This is a genomic window from Pseudonocardia sp. ICBG162, from assembly GCF_020496225.1.
GTDB lineage: Bacteria > Actinomycetota > Actinomycetes > Mycobacteriales > Pseudonocardiaceae > Pseudonocardia > Pseudonocardia alni.
Window position 1 is genome coordinate 2,248,227 of record NZ_JAHLJD010000013.1, and the last position, 24,274, is coordinate 2,272,500.

The window sequence follows — 24,274 nt, forward strand, 5'->3', positions numbered from 1 at the left end:
CGTTCCAGGATGCCACTGCCGACGGCCATCCTCGGGGGGTGACGCTCTCCCCCACCACCCGCAGCACCCTGGGCCGCATGCGCGACCGGGCCGCCGTCGACCGCTCCGACCTGCACGCGGTCCTCGACGACGGCCTCGTCGCCCACCTGGGCTTCGTCCGCGACGGCGCGCCCGTCGTCCTCCCGACCGCCTACGGCCGCGACGGCGACACGCTCTACCTGCACGGCTCGTCCGGGGCCCGCTACCTGGCCGGGGACACGCTGCCGTGCTGCGTGACCGTGACCCACCTCGACGGCATCGTGCACGCCCGCGCACTGATGCACTTCTCGATGAACTACCGCAGCGCGGTCGTCCACGGCGACGCCCGCCGCGTCACCGGGGACGACGAACGTCTGCACGCGCTGCGGGTGATCGTCGAGCACCTCACCCCGGGCGCGTGGGACCACGCCCGCCGCCCGGACCGCCGGGAGCTGGCCGCCACCGCGGTGTTCGCGCTCGATCTGACCGAGGCCAGCGTGAAGAGCCGCTCCGGGCCGCCGTCCGACGACGAGGCCGACGTCGCGGCCGGTCTCGCCTGGGCCGGCGTGGTGCCGCTGCGGACCGTCGCCGGGCCTCCGGAAACCGCCCCTGACCTGCACGGACACCAGTCGGTTCCGGACCACGTGCGCGACCGTCGTCACACCGGAGGGTGACGTAGCCTCGGGGGTTCCGACGCAGCCCTCACCGCCCCCGAGGAGGACTCGTGACCCCCGTCGTGCTGCCCGACGTACCCCTGCAGAACGTGACCCTGATACCGGACTGCGTGCAGGACGCCGGTTCGTGGTGCGCCACGCTCTACCGCTGGACCAGCAACGACTTCCTGGCCCAGCACGCGGACACCCTGGTCAGCAGGACCGTGGCGATCACCGTGATCGTCGTGGTCGCGGTGCTGTTCCGGTGGCTGGCGCACCGGGCGATCGCGCGGATGGTCGACGGCGCCACCAACGGCCGGTTCACCGCGCTGGTGGGCCGGGCCCGCCGGCTGCGTCCGGGTGGCGGCGCCGCCGTCGCGCCGGCGGCGGACCCGGGCACCCAGCGACGGGCGCAGCGGGCACGCACGATCGGCTCGGTGCTGCGCTCGATCGTCTCGGCGGTCGTGCTGCTCGTCGCGGTGATGATGGTGATGAACGAGCTCGGCTACCCGCTGGGCCCGCTGCTGGCCGGTGCCGGGGTGATCGGGCTCGCCATCGGTTTCGGTGCGCAGAACCTGGTGCGCGACTTCCTGTCCGGCATGTTCATGCTGCTGGAGGACCAGTACGGCGTCGGCGACGTCGTCGACGTCGGGGAGGCCGTCGGCACCGTCGAGGCGGTCGGCCTGCGGATCACCACGATCCGCGACATCAAGGGCACCGTCTGGTACGTCCGCAACGGCGAGATCCTGCGCGTGGGCAACATGAGCCAGGGCTACGCGGTCGCGGTGGTCGACCTGCCGATCGCGCACCACGCCGACGTCGAGGAGGCCACCGAGCTGGCCGGGAGCACCGCCACCGAGCGCGCCTCCCAGGACGACATCGCCGGTGACGTGCTGGAGGCCCCCGAGGTGCTCGGCGTCGACAAGATCGGCCCGGAGGGCGTCACGCTGCGGATCACCGTACGGGTCAGCCCCGGCCGGCAGTGGGCGGTGCAGCGCGCGCTCAACGGCGCGATCACCGACGCCTTCGACGACCACGGCATCCCGCGGCCGATGGTCTTCCCCGGCGCGGCCTTCGACGGCCAGGCGCAGAAGCAGAACTGACGACTCCTGGGAGACTGGTCGGCGTGAGTGCACCGCAGAACTTCTACGCCGAGGTGGGTGGCGCCCCGGTCTTCCACCGGATCGTCCACCGGTTCTACGAGGAGGTCGCCCGGGACGAGGTGTTGCGGCCGCTGTACCCGGAGGAGGACCTCGGCCCGGCCGAGGACCGCCTGCGGCTGTTCCTGGAGCAGTACTGGGGCGGCCCGCGGACCTACTCCGACCAGCGCGGCCACCCCCGGCTCCGGATGCGGCACGTGCCGTTCAAGATCGGCCCGATCGAGCGCGACGCCTGGCTGCGCTGCATGCGGATCGCCGTCGACGAGGAGAACCTCTCCCCGGAGCACCGCGAGCAGCTGTGGAACTACCTGCAGTACGCCGCGGTGAGCATGCAGAACTCCGAGTTCTGACCCGAGTAGGGGCATTACCACACAGTGTGATCGTTAGCCCGTCCGTCCGGCGGCCATTCGAGTGGCATTCGGGCGCTCCACGGGTTGATCCAGCGCTGAACGTGACCGAACGCGTCCGGTCTCGTTGGACGGGACGCCGCCCCGGCACGTCGGGCGGCTCGTAGTCACCCGTCTTGGGGGTTCATCGTGAGCGTCTCTCCCTCGCTGTCCGGTCCGCATCGGCACGAGCCGGTCAACGGGTCGTCGCGGCACGCGCACCGCAGCGGCGACTCCGGGGCCCACCCCGACCGCCACGAGGGCGAGGACGGCTCCTGGTTCACCGTCGTGCTGCGCGGCTACGACCGCGGCGAGGTCGACACCCGGCTGGCCGAGCTCGACCACCGCATCCACGACGAGATCCGCCGCGCGGACGCCGCCGAGCAGTCGCTGTCCGCGGCCCGCGCGCAGGTCCGGCGGCTGCAGGAGCAGCTGGAGAACGACTCCGCCGCCCGGGCCGGTGAGGAGCGCCGCGCCGAGGAGGCCGGCTTCGGCCGCCGCGTCGAGCGCGTCCTGCAGGCCGCCGAGCAGGAGGCGGCCGAGCTGCGCGAGCGTGCGGCCGACGAGGCCGCGGAGATCGTGGAGCGCGCCCGCCGCGAGGCCGAGGACCGTCGTTCCCGCACCGAGGAGGCGCTGCTCGGCCGCGCCGCCACCCTGGACCGCGAGTTCACCTCCCGCAGCAGCACCCTCGACGACCGCGAGCACGACGCCGACCGCCGCGAGCGCGACCTCGCCGAGCGGGAGCGCACCGTGTCCGACCGGCTGTCCGGTGTCCACACCGAGGCCGAGCGCATCCTCGCCGACGCCCGCTCCGACGCCGAGCAGACGCTGTCCACCGCCCGCGCCGAGGCCGCCGCACTGCTGCGCGACGCCGAGCAGGGCGCCGGGGAGCGACGGTCGGCGGCCGTGCGCGACGTCGAGCGGCTGGCCGCGCTGCGCGACGACGTCCGGGACGAGCTGACCCGGGTGCAGCGCACCCTCGCCGAGGAGCTGGACCGTGAGCCGGTCTCCGCCGCCCTCGACGACGCCCTGTTCGGCCCCGCGCCCGTCTCCCTGCCGCCGGTCTCCCCGTCGCCCATCTCCCTGCCGCCCGTCTCCCTGCCGCCCGTCTCCCGGCCGCCCTCGACCTCGACGTCCTCGAGCCTCTCCTCGTCGTCCTCGGCGCCGGCGTCGGACGAGGGTTCGATCGCCTCGGTGTCGGAGCTCGGCAGCAGGCCGTCGGCCGACGCCGCCGGCTCCCGCTCCGAGGCCGGCGGTCCCGCCGAGGACGAGGACGCGGACGCGCCCGCCACCGGTTCCCTGCTCCTCGGTCCCGGGCACCGCCCGGCCGAGGAGGACCCCGACAGCACCACCGTCGGCCGCATCCCGCCGATCTCGCTCACCTCGATCGGGGTCCTCCCGTTCGGTGACCTCGGAACGGGGCGTGACCAGCCCCGGACCAGGACGGACGTCGCAGGTGGGACGACCAGGACGGGCCGGGGGGCCACCCGGGGTCCGGGCCCGGGGCGACGCTCGCGATAATCGAATCGTTATGTGCACCCGACCGCCGCAGAACGCATGACGTCGGCGCCCGGTCACCCGGGCCCCGACGACCGCTCCCCCCGGCGTGCCGACGGCCCGCCGGACCCCGAACCGAACCCCGACGGGCTCGGCGAGGCGATCCGGACCGGCCGCGTGCCGGTGGTCCCCGGCTCCCTGGTCGACCTGGTCATGCGGTCCGGCTCGGGCGAGGAACCGGAGCCGGAGGCCACGTCCGAGGACGACGGCGCCCGGCGCGAGCCGACCCCGACCGGGTTCACCGAACTGGTGTCCCGCGAACGGGGTCCCGCGCCCGCCCCACGTCCCACCCCGGGTCCGCGGCCCGCCGCCCCCGAACCGTCGTCGAATGCGGGTGACTACGCCGATCTCGGTGACCTCGGCGACGACCCGCTGGGCGTCGGGCCGCTGCCCGACGAGCCCGGCGACGACGGTCTCGACCCCCTGCACACCCCGGCGGACCGCTTCGCGCCGCCGCCGTCGTTCGCGCCGGGCACACCGGGCGGGACGACACCGCCCGCGACCGGCGGCGCCCCGACCGCGCCCCGCCCCGGCCCGGCCGACGCCACTCCGGCGTCGTCGCGGCCGGACTCGGCGGACGGCGGCCCGGCGTCACCCCGGCCCGGCCCGGCGGACGCCATTCCGGCGGCTCCCCGGTCCGGCTCGTCGGACGTCTCCCCGTCGGCTCCCGTGCCCGGCGCAGCGGGCGCCGTCCCGTCGGTGCCCCGGCCGGACTCCGCGCCGACGGGGCGTCCCGGCCCCGGCGCCGGCGCGAGCCGGCCCGACCCCGCCGCCACACCGGCGGAGGGCGGTCGTCGCACTGATGCCGGTCCCGGGCCGGACGGTGTCCCCGTGACCGCACCCGCACCGACCGTCGTCCCGCCGATCGCGCCCACCCCGCGCCCGCTCGGCGACGGCACCCGCTCCACCACCGGCTCCACCCCGGACCAGGACGCCACTCCGTCGCCCTCGGCCGGGGACGCCACGGAGTCCGGCGGCACCGGCTCCGGCGACGCGGACCGGGACACCGCGGGACAGCACACCGCCAAGCGGTGGCCGCCGCGCCCGGCGCGCAACGGCGCCGACGGCCCGGAGACCGACATCCTGCCGCCCGGCGCGCTGATCGGGCACTACCCGAGCGCGGACCCCTCCGACGACCGGACCGAGCAGCCGCCCGCGCGGCCCTCGACCCCGCCGTCCGGGAACCGTCCGACGATGCCCGGTCGCAGGCCTCCCGCACCCGCGGGCCCGGAGCAGCGTCCGGTGCGTCGTCCGGCGATGGGTGGGGCCCCGTCCGGTCCGGCGATGGCCGGGCTGTCGGGCAACGACCTGTTCGCCACCGCCGGCGGTGACTCGGGCAGCGGCTTCGGCCGGCTCCCGGGCCGTGCCGACACCGCGGCCTCCGCACCCGACACCGACGGGTCCACCCCCGACGACGTCGACCGTGACGACACCCCTCGTGACGACACCGCCGGTGAGGGTCCCGCCCGTGAGGGTTCCGCCCGTGAGGGTTCCGCCCGGGACGACTCCTTCCGGGACGGCGACGCTCCCCGGGGCACCGACCCGGGCCCGGACGGCGGTCCGGGTTCCTCCGTCGGCGGGCCGTCCGCGTGGGACCGGGACGCACCGGCATGGGACGCCGGCCGCCCGCCCACAGGGGACGCCGCACCGTCCCGCAACGGCGCGTTCCCGACGCCGGGGGCGTACGGCGACACGCCGTCGCGCTCCGGGTCGGCCGCGGCCCCGGGCCGCGCAGCCGCTGCGTTCTCCGGACCGGCGCGGACCGGGGCGTTCCCCGCCCCCGGCGCGGGCCCGACCGACCGCCCCGGCGGCCAGGGCACGGGGGCGTTCCCCACCGACCGCCCCGGCGGCCAGAGCACCGGCGCGTTCCCCACCGACCGGCCCGCGGGGCAGGGCACCGGCGCGTTCCCCACCGACCGGCCCGCGGGGCAGGGCACCGGCGCGTTCCCCACCGACCGGCCCGCGGGGCAGGGCACCGGCGCGTTCCCCACCGACCGGCCCGCGGGGCAGGGCACCGGCGCGTTCCCCACCGACCGGCCCGCGGGGCAGGGCACCGGCGCGTTCCCCACCGACCGGCCCGCGGGGCAGGGCACCGGCGCGTTCCCCACCGACCGGCCCGCGGGGCAGGGCACCGGCGCGTTCCCCACCGACCGGCCCGCGGGGCAGGGCACCGGCGCGTTCCCCACCGACCGGCCCGCGGGGCAGGGCACCGGCGCGTTCCCGACCGACCGCTCCGGTGGTCCGGGCACGGGGGCGTACCCCGTCGACCGCCCCGGCGGGCAGGGCTCCGGTCCGTCTCCGACCGACCGGCCCGGCGCCCACCCGTCGAACGGCGCCCCCGGCGCCCGTTCCTGGGCCCCCGCCCCGGACCGCCCGGGGCCCGGAGGACCGGACGGACGGCACGCACCGCGACCGGACGCCCCGTCCGAGAACGAGACCACCGTGGTCCTGCGGCCCGTCGGCACCGACGGCGAGCCGCCCACGCTGCAGGGCCTCACCCCGGTCACCGGACACCCGGACGCCCCGGCGACGGACGACACGGCCGGCCCGTCGGACCCGGACCGGCCGGACGCCTCGACGACCAGCCGCAACGCCGCCGCCGCGGCCTCGATCGGGGCCGTCTCGGTGGCCGCCGCCCGTGCCGCGTCCGGCCGGGACGGCACGGTCAGCGACACCGGTCCGGGCACCGCGGTCCAGCCCGCGGCCGCGGAGGCCGCCGCCCACGCCGCGGTGACCGGTGAGAAGCCGCCGGTCACCCCGCGCCGCGAGGCGATCATGTCGGCGAAGCCGCGCAACGGGCGTCGCAGCCCGTCCGCGGCCGGGCTCGCGATCGCGCTGGCGATCGTGCTGCTCGGTGCGCTGACGCTGTGGGCGATGCTGTCGCCCAGCCAGTCCGACCCGGGCGCGAACGCGACCCGGCCCGCCGTCTCGGCCGGTCCGGGCACGGGGCCGCGTCCGGACGCGGTCGCCGCCGGGGCGAGCCTGGCGCAGCCGACGGTGCGGGCGACCGTGCCCGTCGGCGGCGCCCCGGTCGCCGTCGCGGCCGCCCCGGACGGCGCGACGGCCCTCGTCGCGGTCCGCGACGCGAACCGGCTCGCGGTCGTCGACACCGCGACCGACGCGGTCACCGGGGAGATCGAGCTCCCGGCCGCCCCGCAGGGCGTGGTGACCTCCCCGGACGGCACCCGCGCCTACGTCAGCACCGCCGGTCAGGGCGGCGGGCAGATCGCCGTCGTCGACGTGCCGGGGCGGAGCGTCGTCTCGACCGCCGCCGTCGGCGGGGACCCGGCCGCGGCCGCGGTGTCCCCCGACGGCCGGTTCCTCTACGTGCCGTCCCGCGCGGACGCCACCGTGCAGGAGCTCGACCCGAACGCGGGCACCGTCACCCGGACCGTGCCGGTGTCCCGCGACCCCTACGCGAGCGCCACGAACGACGCGGGCGACCGCGTCTACCTCGCCACCCGCGGCGCCGACCAGCTCACCGTCCTCGACCCGGACAGCCTCACCGTGCTCGGCAGCTTCCCGGTGCGCGGCGGCGCGGAGTCCCTGGCCGTCAGCCCCGCGTCGGTCCCGCGGACCGTGGTCGCGGTCGGCGGTCCGGAGTCCGGCACCGTGACCGTCGTGGACCCCGCCGACGGCCGCGAGATCGCGACCGTGCAGGTCGACGGCGGCGCCACCGGCATGGCCTTCGCCCCCGACGGCCGCCACCTCTACGTCGCGACCCGGCAGGGTCTCGTCACCGTCGACACCGGGACCTGGCAGGTCACCGGCACCACCGACGTCGCCCCGAACCCGACCGCCGTCGCGGTCGCCCCCGACGGCCGCACCGGCTGGGTCACCGGCGACGGCGCGGTCAGCGTGCTGAACCTGAGCTGAGCCGTCCCCGGCTGCGGGCCCGGTCCGTCAGCGCGCGACCGACAGCGGCAGCGACACCACGCGCCGCTTCACCACCGCCCCGTACCGGGCGTCGAGCCTCATCCACGACCCCGACGCGGACACCCGTACCCGCGGCCCGTCGGTCTCCTGCGGCGCCGAGCCGAGGAACCCCATCCCGGACATCGCGAACAGCACCCGCATCGGCACGGTCACCGGGCGGCCCGCGTCCGGCGGGGACACCGTCAGCACCGTCTGGTCCAGCAGCGACGCCGGCGGTCCCATCGGGCCCGCGTGCTCCCGGGCCAGTGCCAGCCCCCGGTCGGCGAGCTCGTCGAGCTCCGCGGCGGGGACGTCGTCGACCCGGGACCAGCCGTCGTCGGGCGGGAGCTCGTCGAGCCACGGCGCGGGCGGGCCGGGGTCGACCGCGGCGGAGCGGTCGACGGCCAGCGCCGTGAGCAGCGTCGACGCCTGCGCGGTGACCGGCAGTGCCGGGTCGAGCTCCCCGGCCACCGACCGGGTCACGAGCACGTCGAACGGGGTGCGGGCCCACGCGGTGACCCGGCCGGCACCGGCGGTGAGCCGGATCGCGGCGGTCTGGTCGAGCCGGGCGACGCGCGCGGTGAACGCGCCGAGGTCGTCGCGCTCGGTCGCGTCCGCCAGTCGCAGGGTCACGACACGTCTCCCAGGTGGCGCTTGAGGAAGTCCCGCTCGTCGGCGGTGAGCCGGCGGACCCGGTCCGCCTCGAGGTCGTAGAGGGCCATCCGGGTCCAGGCGGTGACCGCGACCGGGTCGTCCGCGCCGGGCCCGTCGTGCAGGGCGTAGTCGAGGACGAACGACGCGGCCCGCAGCTCCCGCACGGTGATCGCACACCGCAGCGGCTCGGGCCGCCACGGCAGCTGCCGCTTGTACTCCACGTGCAGCCCGGCGACGAGCAGCCCGGAGGAGAACCCGGCGAGCCCCTCCCGCCCGGCGGCGGTGAAGGCCAGCGCGACGCGGGCCTCCTCGATGAGCGTGACTATCCGGGCGTGGTTGACGTGCCGGTAGGCGTCCTGGTCGGTCCAGCGCAGCGGGACCTCGGCGACGAAGGCGGTCACGGGGAGCTCCTACCGGGCCAGTCCGCGCAGCTGACGCGAGATCACCGACAGGGTCGCGAGGTCCAGCGACGCCGACGCCCCGATCTCCTCCAGCGCACTGCGGGCGCGCGCGAGCTTCGAGGAGTTCGCCTGCTCCCAGGCGGCGATCGCGTCGTCGACACCCGTGCCGGGCGGGGTCTCGCGCAGCGCGTCGAGGGTGATCGAGCGCAGCGACCCGTAGAGGTCGTCACGCAGTGCGAGCCGCGCCAGCGCGTGCCAGCGGTCCCCGCGGTCGAGCCGGGACACCGCGGTCAGCGCCTGGTCGACGCCGAGGTGCTCGGACAGCGCGTAGTACAGGCGGGCCACCTCGGCGCCGGGCCGCGGCTCGGCCTCGCGGTCGGACAGCTCCACCAGCTCGACGACGTCGAGCAGCCCGTAGGCGTAGAGCGACAGCGCGGCCGACTCCACCATCTCCTCGGGCACCCCGCAGGCGCGCAGCTCCGCGGCACGTTCCTGCACCGCGTCGAGCTCGCGGCCCTGCAGCAGCTCGGGCAGCCGGGCCCGCAGCTCCGCGATGGGGCCGGCGAACCGGTTGACCTCCGCGCCGACGGCGAGCGGCTGCGGCCGGTTGGTCAGGAACCAGCGCGACACCCGGTCGAGCAGCCGCCGCGACTCCAGCACCACCGCGTCGGCGATCGGGACGGGGACCTCGGCCCGGCGGACGGCCTCCCAGAGCGCGGGAAGCCCGAACACGCGGGTGGTGACGGTGTAGGCGCGCAGCACGTCGTCGGGGCCCGCGGAGATCTCCTCGCCCAGCCGGAACGCGTAGCTGATCCCGGCGCCGTCGACCATGTCGTTGACCAGCGACGTCCCGATGATCTCGCGACGCAGCGGGTGGTTGCGCACGGCGTAGTCGAAGCGCTCCCGCAGCGGGTGCGGGAAGTAGCCGGGCAGCGTCGGCGCGAACGCCGGCAGGTCGGGCAGGTCGGTCTGCAGCAGCCGGTGGGTCAGGTCGAGCTTGGTGTGGGCGAGCAGCGTCGCCAGCTCGGGGCCGGTGAGGCCGAGACCGTCGGCGGCCAGGCGGGCGAACCCCGCCTCGTCGGGCAGGACCTCCAGCGTGCGGTCGAGCCCGGTGCGCCCGGCGAGGTCGGTGACCATCCGGGCGTGCACGCCGACCATGCCCGGGGCGTGGGCGCGCGCGACGCCGAGCACCTCGTTCTGCGCGACGTTGTCGGCGAGCACGAGGGCGGACACCTCGTCGGTCATCGACGCGAGCAGCTCGTTGCGGGCGTCGCGGTCCAGGGAGCCGTCCGCGACCGGGCGGTCCAGCAGGATCTTGATGTTGACCTCGTGGTCGGAGCAGTCGACGCCCGCGGAGTTGTCGATGGCGTCGGTGTTGACCCGGCCGCCGGCGCCGTCCGGGCCGCCGTGGCGGGCGAACTCGATCCGCCCGCGCTGGGTGAGCCCGAGGTTGCCGCCCTCGCCGACGACGCGCACCCGCAGTGCGCGGCCGTCGACCCGGATGGCGTCGTTGGCCTTGTCCCCCACCTCGCCGTCGGTCTCGCCGGACGCCTTGACGTAGGTGCCGATGCCGCCGTTCCACAGCAGGTCGGCGGGGGCGAGCAGGATCGCGTGGATCAGCTCGGGCGGGGACATCGCGGTGACCGTGTCGGCCAGCCCGAGCGCGGCCCGGATCTCCGGCCCGACCGGCACCTTCTTCGCCGTCCGCGGCCACACCCCGCCACCGGCGCTGATCAGGGAGGTGTCGTAGTCGGCCCACGAGCTGCGGGGCAGCTCGAAGAGCCTGCGCCGCTCGGCGTAGGAGGTCGCGGCGTCCGGGGCCGGGTCGACGAACACGTGCCGGTGGTCGAACGCGGCGACGAGCCGGATGTGCTCCGACAGCAGCATCCCGTTGCCGAACACGTCGCCGGACATGTCGCCGACGCCGACGACGGTGAACTCCTCGCGCTGGGTGTCGACGCCCAGCTCGCGGAAGTGCCGCTTGACCGACTCCCACGCGCCGCGGGCGGTGATGCCCATGGCCTTGTGGTCGTAGCCGACCGAGCCGCCGGAGGCGAACGCGTCGCCCAGCCAGAAGCCGTAGGACTCGGCGACGGAGTTGGCCAGGTCGGAGAACGTGGCGGTGCCCTTGTCCGCGGCGACGACGAGGTAGGAGTCGTCGCCGTCGTGACGCACCACGTCGGTGGGCGGCAGCGTCTCGGTGGCGCCGTCGGCGTGGGTCAGCAGGTTGTCGGTGATGTCGAGCAGCCCGGAGATGAAGGTCCGGTAGCAGTCGCGGACGTGCTCGGGCGCCGGTCCGGGCCTGCGCACGACGAACCCGCCCTTCGCCCCGACCGGGACGATGACGGCGTTCTTCACCGCCTGGGCCTTCACCAGGCCGAGCACCTCGGTGCGGTAGTCCTGCTGGCGGTCGGAGAAGCGCAGACCGCCGCGGGCGACCGGGCCGAACCGCAGGTGCACGCCCTCCACCGCGGGCGAGTACACGAAGATCTCGAACCGCGGGCGGGGCAGCGGCATGTCCGGCACGGCGGCCGGGTCCAGCTTGAAGGAGAAGAACGGGCGGCCCCGGAACCAGTTGGTCCGCAGCGTCGCCTCGATGACGGCGAGCAGGCCCCGCAGGATGCGGTCGGCGTCGAGACCGGAGACCTGGTCGATCAGGGTGGTGACGTTCTCCAGGGCCCGCTGGTGGGCGGCCTCGCGCTCGTCGGCGTCGGTGGTGGCCGGGTCGAACCGGGCCCGGAACAGGGTGATCAGACCCTGCGCGACCTGCGGGTGCGCGACCAGGACGCCGGCCGTGTACTGCAGGGTGAACAGCCCGCCGAGCTGGCGGGTGTAGCGGCTGTAGGCCCGCAGGACGGCGGCCTCGCGCCAGTGCAGACCGGCCCGCAGGACGAGCGCGGAGAACCGGTCGGACTCGGCGTCGCCCCGCCAGGCCGCGGCGAACGCCTCCTCGAAGCGACGACCGGCGTCCTCGACGGTGACAGTGGGGACCGCGGGGGCACCGGCGGGCTGCGGGGGCCGGAGCCCGAAGTCGTAGAGCCAGCAGCGACGGCCGTCGGGGCGGCAGAACTCGTAGGGCCGCTCGTCGACGACCTCGACGTCGAGCTGCTGCAGCAGCGGCAGCACACCGGTGAGGGTGACCGGGTCGTCGCCGACGTAGAGCGCGAACCGGATGTCGCCCTCGATGCTGCGGTACAGCCGCAGGTCGAACGCGTCCTCGCCCTTCTCCCCCAGCGTCATCAGCCGCCGCAGGTCCTCGACGGCGCGCAGCGGGGTCACCGTCGCCTTGTAGGACTCGGGGACTCCGGCCAGCATCGGCCGGGCGGCGGGCCCGGCGTCGCCGAGCGCGGCGACGAGCAGGTCGTCCCAGGTCCGGGTCGCCTCGGCGACGTGGTCCTGCAGCTCGGCCAGGTCCACCGTGGCCGGCTCGGCGCCGGGGTCGGTGGTGATCGTCAGGTGCAGCAGCGCCAGCTCGACGTCGCCGACCTGGGCGGTGTAGCTGACGTCGGTGCCGCCGAGCCGGGTGCGCAGGATGTCGGTGATCCGCAGCCGGGTCGCGGTCGTGTAGCGGTCACGCGGCAGGTAGACCAGGCAGGACAGGAAGCGGCGGTAGGGGTCGGGGTGCACGAACAGCCGCACCGCGCGGCGGGCGCCCGCCTCCAGTACGCCGACGGCGGTGTCGTGCAGCCGCTCCTGCGACGAGGTGAACAGCTCCGCGCGCGGCAGCTGGGAGAACACCTCGAGCATCTGCTGCCCGGAGTAGGAGTCGGCCGGGAAGCCCGCGCGCCGGATGGCGCCACGGATGCGGCGGGCGACGACCGGGATGTCCAGGACCGACTCGTGCCGGGCCGGGACGGTCAGCATCCCGAGGAAGCGGTGCTCGCCGGTGACGGTCCCGTCGGCGTCGCGGGTGCGGACACCCACGTAGTACGGGTGCACCGCGCGCAGCACCCGGCTGCGCTCGCTGGCGCGGGTGAACAGGAGCAGGCCGGCGGGGTCGGCGGCGCCGGTCTCCTCGGGGAGGAAGACGTTCGCGCCGGCGTCGCCGGGGCGCAGCACGCCGAGACCGGTGTCGGTGTCGGGCCGCAGCCGCCCGTCCGGGTCGCCCCCGCTGTCGGTGCGCCGGGAGTAGTGGCGGTAGCCGACGAAGAAGAAGTGGTCGTCGACCAGCCAGCGCAGCAGGTCCGCGACCTCGGCCGGGTGCACGTCCCCCTCGTCGGCGTCGGCGGCCGTGGCGGCACCGGTGCCGGAGAGGTCGTCGGCGAGGGCGCGGGCGCGCAGGGTCATCGCGGCGGTGTCGTCGACGACCTGCCGGACCGCGGCGAGCGTGTGCTCCAGCTCGGCGTGCAGCGCGTCGGGGTCGAGATCCCCGGAGGACACGACGTCGACGTGCATCCACGACTCGACCGAGGCCCCCTCGGTGGGGTCGGTCGGGTCGGCGGCGGTGTCGACGCCGGTCAGCGTGCCGTCGGCGGCGCGGTGCACGACCAGGATCGGGTGCACGACGCGCCGCGCGGTGCCGCCGGCCCGGCCGATCCCGGCGAGCGCCGACTCGACGATGTAGGGCATGTCGTCGGTGACGATGTCGACCGTCACCGCGTCTCCCCCGGCGGCGGTCACCCGGACGGCGGCCCGGCCGGGTTCGCGGTGCGCACCGAGCGCGAGATGGGTGTCGACGACGGTCGCCGGCCCGGGCAGCTCCGCGCCGCCGGTCGCGTCGGTCTCGGGGGTGTGCCGGGCGTAGAGACGGACGAGGTCCGCGGCGGCACCGCTCCCGGGGCGGGGATCACCGCCCGGCCCGTCGGTGCTCGTGGTGTTCCCGGTCTGCCCCGTCGTCCCGCTGCTCACGATCCACTCCGGCCCCGTGCGTGTGCTGACGGCCGTCACCCTATCCCGAGGTACCGACACCATCGGCGGACCGGGACGGCCGCGTCCACGACGACCGGGCGAGCGGTTCCCGGCGGCCGGTCAGATCTCGCGGTAGGCCGCGAGGGCCCCGGCGAGGAGATCGGCGAGGCCCATGTCCTCGGGGATGCCGGCGGGGTCGGACGGGGCCGGCGTGGCCGGGGCGCCCGGTGTGCCGTCGGCCGGTGCCGACGTCGTCGCCGGGGCGCCGGCAGCGCTGTCCTGCCGTCCGGGCGTCACGGGTGACGCGCCGTCCCGCGTCCCGGCCGGGGTAGATGCGTCGTCGCGCGAGGGCCCCGTCGGCGGCTCGTCCCTCGTGGCCGGGCCGTCCTCCCGGTCCGCGGCGTCCGACGGCACCGATCCGTCCGCGGGGACCGCTCGGCGGGAGCGGGCCCGTCGGGTCGCGGGACCGGCGCCCGGCGTCCGGCGTCCGCCTGCGTCCGGTCGGTTCCCGCCGGGTCGGTTCCCGCCGGGTCGTACGTCCGTCGTCGGAGTGTGGACGGCGCCGGTCGCCGGTTCGTCGTCGCCGCTCGCGGCAGCGTCACCGCGCGCGAAAGCGTCACCGCGCGCGGCAGCGTCGCCGGTCGCGGCAGCATCGCCAGTCGCGGCAGCATCGCCAGTCGCGGCAGCATCGCCGGTCGCGGCAGCATCGCCGGGCGTCGGGGCGAAGACGGCCGCTGCGCCCCGCACCACGGTCGGTCCGGTCGCGGTACGCAACGTCCAGGTCCCCGCGCCCACGCCACTGCCGTCGGGCTCGCCGGACGCACGGTGGCCGGCGACCCGGGCGGACGTGGTCCCGCCCCCGTCGAACAGACCGGCGGTCCCGCCGTGTCCGTCATCGGCCGGTGGGGTGGTGTCCCGCCCACGACGACGCGGCAGCGCGGACTCCCCCGCTCCGTCGTCGACCCCGGACCACCGCACCGGCAGCCCGGAACGTTCACGGGCCGGGCCGTCGTAGCGGGAGGCGGCGCCGTCCGGCCCGGGGAGGTCGAGGTGGGCCCGGACCGCCTCGGCGAGGCGCCGATCCGGCTCCGGGGGCAGCGCGAACCGGGTGTCCAACGGGTCCGGCACCGACATGGGGTCCGCCGGGGCGGAACCGCCCCACACCTGCGCCCGCTCATCGCTCGCCGGTCCGGTGGGGTCGCCGCCCGCAGCGCCGCGGGCCCCGTCTCGGGCCTCGTCGCGGGCGGAGGGGTGCGGCTCGGCGAGGTGTCCGGGGCCACGATCCCGGGCACCGGAGTCGCGGGCGGCCGGGCTCCGGACGGTCCGGTCGCGGGCCGCCGGGTCCCGGACGGCTCCGTCGGAGCGCCGCCGCCCGCCGCTCCCGGGCCGCACGGTGAGACCGACGGCGCTCAACGACGCCGTCCCGTCGCCGGCGGCCCGTCGCCGCCCGCCCCGGGCCGCGCGCTCGCCGGACAGGTCCAGCGGCGTCGCCAGCGCCGGCCCCGCGACCGGCTCCGAGGCGGCCGACGGCTCACCGGCACCCGACCCCGCGTCCCCGGTCTGCGCGGCGCCGGAGTGCCCACCGACCCGGGCCGAGGGCGCCTCAGGGAGGGGCGCCGGCGTGTCCGGCCCGGTCAGCTCGGTGACGATCTCGTCGCCCTCGACACCGTGCGGTCCGACGGCCTGCATCCGCAGGGACGTCCCCGCCGGCAGCCCGCCCCGGCGCACGCGACCGCCGAGGTGCGTCGCGAGCGACCGTGCCCAGAGCAGGACGGTGACGTGGTCGACGTCGGGCAGGGTGACCCGCACCGTGTCGTCGTCGCGACGTGTGGTCCCGGATGGCGGAACCAACCGGCGGGCCCGGGTGACCACGTCGTGCAGGGCCCCCACCGCCGCCGTACCGGTGACGGTCTCGAGGTCGCCGTCGACGAGGTCGAGGACGATCGACCGCTCCGCCGGACCGGGTGGACCCGTCGGGGCCGCGGGGGCGGTCGGTGCCGCTGCCGGGCCGCTGTCCGGGACACGGGCCGCGGCGCGCGCGCTCGCCCGACCGGACCTCGGGTCGGCCTCGGCGAGGGTCGACTCGCCCGCAGCCCGCTCGGCGACGACGGCCGGCTCCGGAGCGGGAGCCCCGTTCCGGTGACCGTCGACGGGGCCTGGCCCGGCTGCCGGGTCGGCCCCGTCGCCGTCGCCGGACCGGTGGGCCCCGTCGTGCCGTGCTCCGTTCCGCGGAACGACGTCAGCCGGGCCGTGGGACCCGTTGCGGTGCGTGGCCGCAGGCGGCTCGGGGGCGCGCCACTCGGCCAGGAGGGCGTCGGCGAGCGGCGAACCGCCTGCCGCGTCGGGGGTCCACGACGGCCCGGTCCACGACGGGTCCCGGGGTGCCATTGGTGCCGGCCCGTCCGCGAGGAGCCCGGAGACGCCCAGCGGGTCGGCGGGGTCGATGCCCGCGGGTCGTCGACCTCCGGTGTCCGTCGTGTCGTCCGACGCCCGGTCAAACGATCCTGCGGCGCCCGTCGTGTCCGGCGTACCGGTGGTCCCTGTGGTGTGGGTCGTGCCCGGCGTACCGGTCGCCGACGACGCATCCGTCGTGAGGCCGGCCTCGCCGGGACGGTGACCGTTCCGGTTCGCGCCGGTGGACCGCTCCACGGTGCGGTCGGCGGGCGACGGGTCGGCGGTTGCGGCACCGTTCGTCGTGCCGGGGCCCAAGAGCAGGCTCTCCGACGGCGCCCAGCGCACCGGGAAGCGTCCGGCCGCGGGGAGGTCGTTCGCCGGACGGCCGTTCGTGGCCCCGGCTCCCGTGGCGCCGTCGTCCCCGGCTCCGGCTCCGGCTCCGCGACCGTCCCTGCTCACCGTGGCGGAGGACCGGTCGGCCCGGGGCCGATCGTCGGTCGGGCGATCGTGCTCGGGCTCGGTGTGGCCGGTTCCGGCGGGGCGGTCGGTCCCGGCACCGACCGTGCGTTCCTCGACGGGCGTCCGGGCGGGAGGGTCGTCTCCGCCTCGCTGGTCCCCGCCGGAGGACGACTCCGCACCGCCGGAGCGGGACGCGGCGAACCCCGGTTCCGGCGTACCGCGACCGACGCTGTCCCGGGTACCGACACCGGGCCCGCCCGTCGGAGCACCGGCGACGGCGCCTCCGGTCGCAGCCGGACGCTCGGCGGGTACGGCCGGCGCTCCGCCCGTGCGCGGGAACGGGGTGGGTCGCTCGGCGGTGCTGGTGCGGACGGCGGCGAGCGGCAGTAACGCCGCCACCGCGGCGCGGAAGCGCGTCCCGCGGTCGCGATCGACCTGGTCGGCCTCCATCGCGGCCCGCATCGTCTCGAGGGCCTCGCGGTACCTGCCCGAGCCCTCGTGCAGCTCGGACTGGGCGGTTCGGCAGGCTGCAACCAGCGCGGGGACGCCCGCCTGTTCGGCGCCGTCGGCGGCCTCGACCAGGGCGCGGGCTGCGTGGTCCGCGCGCCCCGCCTGCACCCGGGCGAGCGTGAGCCGCAGCAGCACGCCCTGACGACCGGCGTCCCCGGCGTCGCGCTGCACGGCGGCCGCGGCGACCGCGTCGGGCGGGACGTGCCCGGAGTCGAGCAGCGCAGTGATCCACTGGCTGAGCAGTGCCGCGGCGAGGTGGGTCGACAGCGGGCGGGACCCGGGCCGTTCCGGTGTCCATCCGAGCTGGGCCAGGCCGCGCAGCGCGCGGTCCACGGCGGCGTCGTGTTCGCGCCGGGCCCGGTGCACCGACCCGACGACGAGGTCCGCGTACGCCGCGGGTTCGCCACCGAAGCCGGACCCGCAGGCGTCGACGTCGCTGCGCAGCCGTTCGAGCTCGGCGGCGGAGGCGCCGGCGAGTGCGCAGCGCACCTCGACCGCGAGCCGGTCGAGGCGCAGCAGCCCCTGGTCCTCCCCCGGGGCGTCGTCCGGCAGTCCGACGACGAGTGCCCGAGCCGCCTCGAGCTCCCCGTCGGCCTGGGCGACCCCGGCCAGCTCCACCCGCAGACGGGCGCCCTCGGGACGGGTGAGGACCTCGGTGCCGGGCGCGCGGAGGGGCACGGGGACCGTGCTGTCACCCGGGTTGACATGACCGGTCACCCCGGCGACGACGGCGGTGGCGACGTCGCGGGCGTCCCCACCCGCGGCGTGGCCGTCGAGCAGCCAGCCCGCGGCCTGCAGCCAGCGCAGATCGTCACCGTCTGCGACGGCTCGCGCGCACGCCTGCTCCGCCAGTTCCGCGGTGAGCAGGGGCCGCTGCCAGCGCAGGGCCGCCGCCGTGCGCAGTTCGGCCGTCGTCGCGCCGGCGGCCCGACCTCCCAGGTCGAACGTCACATCGCCTCCCCTGAGTGACACCACCGTCCGGACCTCCCGAGGGAGCCGGTCACCCGTCGCCGGGGCCGGCCCGACCGGATGGGGAGGTCCGGACCGGGCGGTGATCAGTCGCGGGTGAGCTTACGGTGGGTGACCCGGTGCGGTCGCGCCGCCTCCGCGCCGAGGCGCTCCACCTTGTTCTTCTCGTAGGCCTCGAAGTTGCCCTCGAACCAGAACCACTCGGCCGGGTTCTCGTCCGTGCCCTCCCACGCCAGGATGTGCGTGCAGGTCCGGTCGAGGAACCAGCGGTCGTGGGAGATGACCACGGCGCAGCCGGGGAACTGCTCGAGCGCGTTCTCCAGCGAACCGAGGGTCTCGACGTCCAGGTCGTTCGTCGGCTCGTCGAGCAGGATCAGGTTGCCGCCCTGCTTGAGCGTCAGCGCCAGGTTGAGGCGGTTGCGCTCACCACCGGACAGGACCCCGGCCGGCTTCTGCTGGTCCGGGCCCTTGAAGCCGAACGCCGCGACGTAGGCGCGCGACGGCATCTCGGTGTTGCCGACCTGGATGTAGTCGAGCCCGTCGGAGACCACCTCGAAGACGGTCTTCTTCGGGTCGATCCCGCCGCGGTTCTGGTCGACGTACGACAGCTTGACCGTGTCGCCGATCTTGACCTCGCCGGAGTCCGGGTGCTCCAGACCGACGATCGTCTTGAACAGCGTCGTCTTACCGACACCGTTCGGACCGATCACGCCGACGATGCCGTTGCGCGGCAGCGTGAAGGAGAGGTCCTTGATCAGCTGGCGGCCGTCGAAGCCCTTGTCGAGGTGGGAGACCTCGACGACCTGGCTGCCCAGGCGCGGGCCCGGCGGAATCTGGATCTCCTCGAAGTCGAGCTTCTTGTGCCGCTCGGCCTCGGTCGCCATCTCCTCGTAGCGGTCGAGCCGCGAGCGGCTCTTCGCCTGGCGGGCCTTCGGGTTGGAGCGGACCCAGGCCAGCTCCTCCTTCAGGCGCTTCTGGAGCTTCTGGTCCTTCTTGCCCTGGACGGCGAGGCGCTCGCCCTTCTTCTCCAGGTAGGTGGAGTAGTTGCCCTCGTAGGGGAAGGTGCGTCCGCGGTCGAGCTCGAGGATCCAGCCTGCGACGTTGTCCAGGAAGTACCGGTCGTGGGTGACCGCGAGGACGGCGCCCGGGTAGCTCGCGAGGAACTGCTCGAGCCACAGGACGCTCTCGGCGTCGAGGTGGTTGGTGGGCTCGTCGAGCAGGAGCAGATCGGGCTGGGACAGCAGAAGCTTGCACAGCGCGACGCGCCGGCGCTCACCACCGGAGAGGTGGGTGACCTCGGCGTCCCCGGGCGGGCAACGCAGTGCGTCCATCGCCTGCTCGAGCTGGGAGTCGATCTCCCACGCGTCGGCGTGGTCGAGCTCCTCCTGGAGCTGGCCCATCTCCTCCATCAGCTCGTCGGTGTAGTTGGTCGCCATCTCCTCGGCGATCGCGTTGTACCGGTCGAGCTTGACCTTCACGTCGCCGAGGCCCTCCTCGACGTTCCCGAGGACGGTCTTCTCCTCGTTGAGCGGGGGCTCCTGCTGGAGGATACCGACCGTCGCCCCGGGCTTGAGGAAGGCGTCGCCGTTGTTCGCGTTCTCCAGCCCTGCCATGATCTTGAGGACGGTCGACTTCCCGGCGCCGTTGGGGCCCACGACGCCGATCTTCGCCCCCGGCAGGAAGCTGATCGACGCGTTCTCCAGGATGACCTTGTCGCCGTGCGCCTTACGCACGTTCCGCATCGTGTAAATCAGATCCGCCACGATGCGATGGTAGATCGGGCCCGCTCAGCCGCTCGAGGCCGGTGCGGTCGCCAGCCTCGCGAGCTCGTCGAGCTCCGCACTCTCGACCTCGTCCGGGGCGTCGTCGTACCCGTCGTGGTCCGGCTCTTCGGTGGGCGGGGTGCCCCATCGCATGGCGGCGTCGTCGGTGCCCCGGGCCTGCGGCACCGACGGCCCCTGTGACACCGACGGCCGGGGCGCGACGGCCGCCGGGGAGAAGCGGATGTCGAGCCCGACGCTGGACGGCTCGATCCGGATGCTCTGCCGCACGTCGCCCTCCCGGCCCGTCCACTCCTCGACGTACATCCGGCCGATGACGATGACGCGGTGCCCCTTCTCGAACGTCCGCACCGCGTGCTCGGCCAGGGTCCGCCAGCACGTCACCGTGTAGTAGGTGCACGCGACGTCGTGCCACTGCTCGGTCATCGGGTCCTTGCGACGGTGGTTGACCGCGACCGTCAGGTCCGTGACCGGGATGCTGTTCGCGGTGTAGCGCAGGACGGGGGTGCGGGTCAGGTTGCCGACGATGGTGGCGGTGTTGTCGCTCATCGGATCCTCCGAGGCTCTGGGGTGCGTTGTCCCCATGAGCTTCACCCGCCCACGCCCCGTCGACGGGGTCACGTCAGAGCCTGTGGACAACCGTGCCCGTTGGGGATGACCGGCCGTCCCGACCCGCTTCGGCCACGACGACTGTCGGTCCGGTGTGCTTCCCCCCACCCGGACATGTCCATCCCCGTAGCCGGCATCCCGGGGCGGTGACACCGCGGCCGCACGGATCCCGCCGTCACGTCATCTATCCCCTGCCGACCGGAGACACGGGCCCTGGGGACCCCGCCGCCTGATCGGAGCGGACACCATCGCCCGCCCGACGCCTCCTGCTCCCTCTCGCACCGGACGCGGGCTCTCGATCGCACAGCATCGAGCCTCCGACGCTCAGCGGCGTGCCCCGACACGATTCGTCGCAGGCCGCCGACCGTGGACGTCACGGACGCGGGCGGCGGCCGCCCCGGTGGCGGAGCCGTGTGGCCGCCACGAGCCGCGCACCGCACCCGACGGACGTGCCCGGCATCGGCCGACGGGCCCCGCGGCGCACACAGCGCTCTCCGGGCCACCCTGTGCCGCCTCGCACAGCCTTCGTCGACCTCGCACGCTCTGCGACTGAGAGCAGACGGCACGACCCCGCTCGTCGCCACCGTGTCCGCTCTCGCCGGCGGAGGAGCTCCCTCGGCGGAACGAGTCACCGATACCGCGCTCCTACAACGGAGCCTTCGCGCACGCCGCACCGGGCACCGCACGTCGCACACGTTCCTGCGACCTCGCAGCCCCTGCAGAGGGTGCGAGGTCGCAGGAAAGCGTGCGAGGTGCGCCGGCCCACCGGTGGTGCGGGACCGGGTGCGACTCCACGAGGGAGCACGCGCCTCGACCCCCGGCCCCGGAGGACCCCGTGCCAGGGCCGGGAACGGATGCACCGATCCCGCCCCGGACCGGCATAACGCATCGGAGCGAAAAAGGGTCCGGAAATGAGAAATGCCCCGGACTCGAAAGTCCGGGGCACATCCCATCAAAGTTGAATGTCGGCGACGACCTACTCTCCCACACCCTGGCGAGTGCAGTACCATCGGCGCTGGAAGGCTTAGCTACCGGGTTCGGAATGGGACCGGGCGTTTCCCTACCGCAATGACCACCGACAGCACTATCCAACTATCACCCCACCCCCAAAAACCTAGGGGCAGGGGTCGAGCACACACACCACCCCACACTCCCCCGGATCACCGGGGAAACGTGGATGGTTGTGGACTCAGGGTCACACAGTGGATGCGAACAACTCGTTGTGGCAAGCCCTCGGCCTATTAGTACCGGTCAACTCCACCCCTCACAGGGCTTCCATCTCCGGCCTATCAACCCAGTCATCTACTGGGAGCCTTACCCACTCGAAGGTGGTGGGAGACCTCATCTTGGAACAGGCTTCCCGCTTAGATGCCTTCAGCGGTTATCCCTCCCGAACATAGCCAACCAGCCGTGCCCCTGGCGGGACAACTGGCACACCAGAGGTTCGTCCGTCCCGGTCCTCTCGTACTAGGGACAGCCTTCCTCAAGTCTCCAACGCGCGCGGCGGATAGGGACCGAACTGTCTCACGACGTTCTAAACCCAGCTCGCGTACCGCTTTAATGGGCGAACAGCCCAACCCTTGGGACCTACTCCAGCCCCAGGATGCGACGAGCCGACATCGAGGTGCCAAACCATGCCGTCGATATGGACTCTTGGGCAAGATCAGCCTGTTATCCCCGGGGTACCTTTTATCCGTTGAGCGACACCCCTTCCACAAGGTGGTGCCGGATCACTAGTCCCGACTTTCGTCCCTGCTCGACCCGTCAGTCTCACAGTCAAGCTCCCTTGTGCACTTACACTCAACACCTGATTGCCAACCAGGCTGAGGGAACCTTTGGGCGCCTCCGTTACTCTTTGGGAGGCAACCGCCCCAGTTAAACTACCCACCAGGCACTGTCCCTGAACCAGATCATGGCCCGAGGTTGAGACACCCAATTCGACCAGAGTGGTATTTCAACAACGACTCCACCACCACTGGCGTGGCGATTTCACAGTCTCCCACCTATCCTACACAAGCCGAACCGAGCACCAATACCAAGCTATAGTAAAGGTCCCGGGGTCTTTCCGTCCTGCCGCGCGTAACGAGCATCTTTACTCGTAGTGCAATTTCGCCGAGTCTGTGGTCGAGACAGCGCCCAAGTCGTTACGCCATTCGTGCAGGTCGGAACTTACCCGACAAGGAATTTCGCTACCTTAGGATGGTTATAGTTACCACCGCCGTTTACTGGCGCTTAAGTTCTCCGCTTCGCCCCGAAGGAGCTAACAGGTCCTCTTAACGTTCCAGCACCGGGCAGGCGTCAGTCCGTATACATCGTCTTGCGACTTCGCACGGACCTGTGTTTTTAGTAAACAGTCGCTTGGGCCTGGTCTCTGCGACCGGCCGTCCCTAGCCCGCAAGGAGCCTCAAGACAACCGGCCCTCCTTCTCCCGAAGTTACGGAGGTATTTTGCCGAATTCCTTAACCACAGTTCGCTCGATCGCCTCGGTATTCTCTACCTGACCACCTGTGTCGGTTTGGGGTACGGGCCGCAACAGCACTCGCTAGAGGCTTTTCTCGACAGCATGGGATCACCCTCTTCGCCTCAATCGGCTACGCATCACCTCTCACCCTTATATGAGCCCCGGATTTACCTAGGACTCGGGCTACAGGCTTACACCACGACAACCACCGCGTGGCGGAGCTACCCTCCTGCGTCACCCCATCACTTGCCTACTACCAGATCGGATCCCACGCTCCCCCACAAACACAACTCCCGAAGGAGCCGAGGTGGGTTCGGATGGTTAGCATCACCAGATTCAGCATGGACGCACTATCACGAGCACGGGAATATCAACCCGTTGTCCATCGACTACGCCTGACGGCCTCGCCTTAGGTCCCGGCTCACCCTGGGCGGAACAACCTGGCCCAGGAACCCTTGGTCATCCGGCGGCAGAGATTCTCACTCTGCATTCGCTACTCATGCCTGCATTCTCACTCCCACACCCTCCACCCGTAAATCACTCCCGGGCTTCACCAGATGCAGGACGCTCCCCTACCCAACAACACCTAAAGATGTCATTGCCACGGCTTCGGCGGTGCGCTTGAGCCCCGCTACATTGTCGGCGCAGGACCACTTGACCAGTGAGCTATTACGCACTCTTTCAAGGGTGGCTGCTTCTAAGCCAACCTCCTGGTTGTCCGGGCGATCCCACATCCTTTCCCACTTAGCGCACGCTTAGGGGCCTTAGCCGGTGATCTGGGCTGTTTCCCTCTCGACCACGAAGCTTATCCCCCGCAGTCTCACTGCCGCGCTCTCACTCACCGGCATTCGGAGTTTGGCTGACTTCGGTAAGCTTGTCGGCCCCCTAGGCCATCCAGTGCTCTACCTCCGGTGAGAAACACACGACGCTGCACCTAAATGCATTTCGGGGAGAACCAGCTATCACGAAGTTTGATTGGCCTTTCACCCCTACCCACAGCTCATCCCCAGGTTTTCAACCCTGGTGGGTTCGGGCCTCCACGACGTCTTACCGACGCTTCACCCTGGCCATGGGTAGATCACTCCGCTTCGGGTCTACACCCCGCGACTACAGCGCCCTATTCGGACTCGCTTTCGCTACGGCTACCCCACACAGGTTAACCTCGCCACGAAGCATAACTCGCAGGCTCATTCTTCAAAAGGCACGCCATCACCCTGTACCACGAAAGCACTGCAGGCTCTGACGGCTTGTAAGCACACGGTTTCAGGTACTATTTCACTCCCCTCCCGGGGTACTTTTCACCTTTCCCTCACGGTACTTGTCCGCTATCGGTCATCAGGTAGTATTTAGGCTTGACGGGTGGTCCCGCCAGATTCACAGCGAATTTCACGGGCTCGCTGCTACTCGAGAACACGCCCACAACAGAACCCAGTGTTTTCGCGTACGGGGCTATCACCCACTACGGCCGACCATCCCAGAGTCGTTCCGCTAACACAGAT

The 24,274-nt window shown here is 73.5% G+C and carries 11 protein-coding genes and 2 rRNA genes (1 of these 13 running past the window's edge); 5 read left to right on the plus strand and 8 right to left on the minus strand.

Features of this window, described 5'->3' with window-relative positions; genetic code table 11:
• The first annotated feature begins 38 nt into the window (after positions 1-38).
• The 5 genes from KPL60_RS13605 (at position 39) to KPL60_RS13625 (ending at position 7,650) form a co-directional block, all read left to right on the plus strand.
• Positions 39-692: a pyridoxamine 5'-phosphate oxidase family protein gene (locus tag KPL60_RS13605; protein ID WP_226355689.1), complete on the plus strand. Its 654-nt coding sequence runs from the start codon at positions 39-41 to the stop codon at positions 690-692.
• Between the two features lie 50 nt (positions 693-742).
• Positions 743-1,774 carry a mechanosensitive ion channel family protein gene (locus KPL60_RS13610; RefSeq protein ID WP_226355688.1) on the plus strand — a complete coding sequence of 344 codons (1,032 nt, stop codon included), beginning with the start codon at positions 743-745 and terminating at the stop codon, positions 1,772-1,774.
• A gap of 23 nt (positions 1,775-1,797) precedes the next feature.
• Entirely contained in the window at positions 1,798-2,181 is a 384-nt protein-coding gene (locus KPL60_RS13615; RefSeq protein WP_062400907.1) for a globin, read from the plus strand.
• Between the two features lie 186 nt (positions 2,182-2,367).
• Positions 2,368-3,738 (plus strand): hypothetical protein, encoded by a 1,371-nt coding sequence (locus tag KPL60_RS13620; protein ID WP_226366015.1) that lies wholly within the window; start codon positions 2,368-2,370, stop codon positions 3,736-3,738.
• 36 nt (positions 3,739-3,774) lie between these two features.
• Entirely contained in the window at positions 3,775-7,650 is a 3,876-nt protein-coding gene (locus KPL60_RS13625) for a hypothetical protein (protein WP_226366016.1), read from the plus strand.
• 27 nt (positions 7,651-7,677) lie between these two features.
• On the opposite strand, the gene KPL60_RS13630 is transcribed toward KPL60_RS13625, so the two are convergent.
• The 8 genes from KPL60_RS13630 to KPL60_RS13670 form a co-directional block, all read right to left on the minus strand.
• The gene (locus tag KPL60_RS13630) at positions 7,678-8,322 is read right to left on the minus strand and encodes a hypothetical protein (protein ID WP_226366017.1); all 645 of its coding nucleotides are present in this window, start codon (positions 8,320-8,322) and stop codon (positions 7,678-7,680) included.
• Positions 8,319-8,744: a thioesterase family protein gene (locus KPL60_RS13635; RefSeq protein WP_226366018.1), complete on the minus strand. Its 426-nt coding sequence runs from the start codon at positions 8,742-8,744 to the stop codon at positions 8,319-8,321. Before KPL60_RS13635 ends, KPL60_RS13630 begins: the two co-directional genes overlap by 4 nt.
• 9 nt (positions 8,745-8,753) lie before the next feature.
• Positions 8,754-13,655 (minus strand): NAD-glutamate dehydrogenase, encoded by a 4,902-nt coding sequence (locus tag KPL60_RS13640; RefSeq protein ID WP_255655387.1) that lies wholly within the window; start codon positions 13,653-13,655, stop codon positions 8,754-8,756.
• 57 nt (positions 13,656-13,712) lie between these two features.
• Entirely contained in the window at positions 13,713-17,906 is a 4,194-nt protein-coding gene (locus KPL60_RS34270; RefSeq protein WP_305080665.1) for a hypothetical protein, read from the minus strand.
• A 104-nt stretch (positions 17,907-18,010) separates the two neighbouring features.
• Entirely contained in the window at positions 18,011-19,687 is a 1,677-nt protein-coding gene (gene ettA, locus KPL60_RS13655) for an energy-dependent translational throttle protein EttA (RefSeq protein WP_226355681.1), read from the minus strand.
• 24 nt (positions 19,688-19,711) lie between these two features.
• Entirely contained in the window at positions 19,712-20,254 is a 543-nt protein-coding gene (locus tag KPL60_RS13660) for a single-stranded DNA-binding protein (protein WP_226355680.1), read from the minus strand.
• A 1,023-nt stretch (positions 20,255-21,277) separates the two neighbouring features.
• Positions 21,278-21,394, minus strand: a 5S ribosomal RNA gene (gene rrf, locus KPL60_RS13665).
• Between the two features lie 141 nt (positions 21,395-21,535).
• A 23S ribosomal RNA gene (locus KPL60_RS13670) occupies positions 21,536-24,274 on the minus strand (it continues 361 nt past the right edge of the window).

What these genes read in the sequence shown, in the direction of transcription:
- KPL60_RS13640 (WP_255655387.1), bottom strand. Translation starts at nt 13,655, where the DNA reads ATGGTGTCGGTACCTCGGGATAGGGTGACGGCCGTCAGCACACGCACG.
- KPL60_RS13660 (WP_226355680.1), bottom strand. Translation starts at nt 20,254, where the DNA reads ATGAGCGACAACACCGCCACCATCGTCGGCAACCTGACCCGCACCCCC.
- KPL60_RS13625 (WP_226366016.1), top strand. Translation starts at nt 3,775, where the DNA reads ATGACGTCGGCGCCCGGTCACCCGGGCCCCGACGACCGCTCCCCCCGG.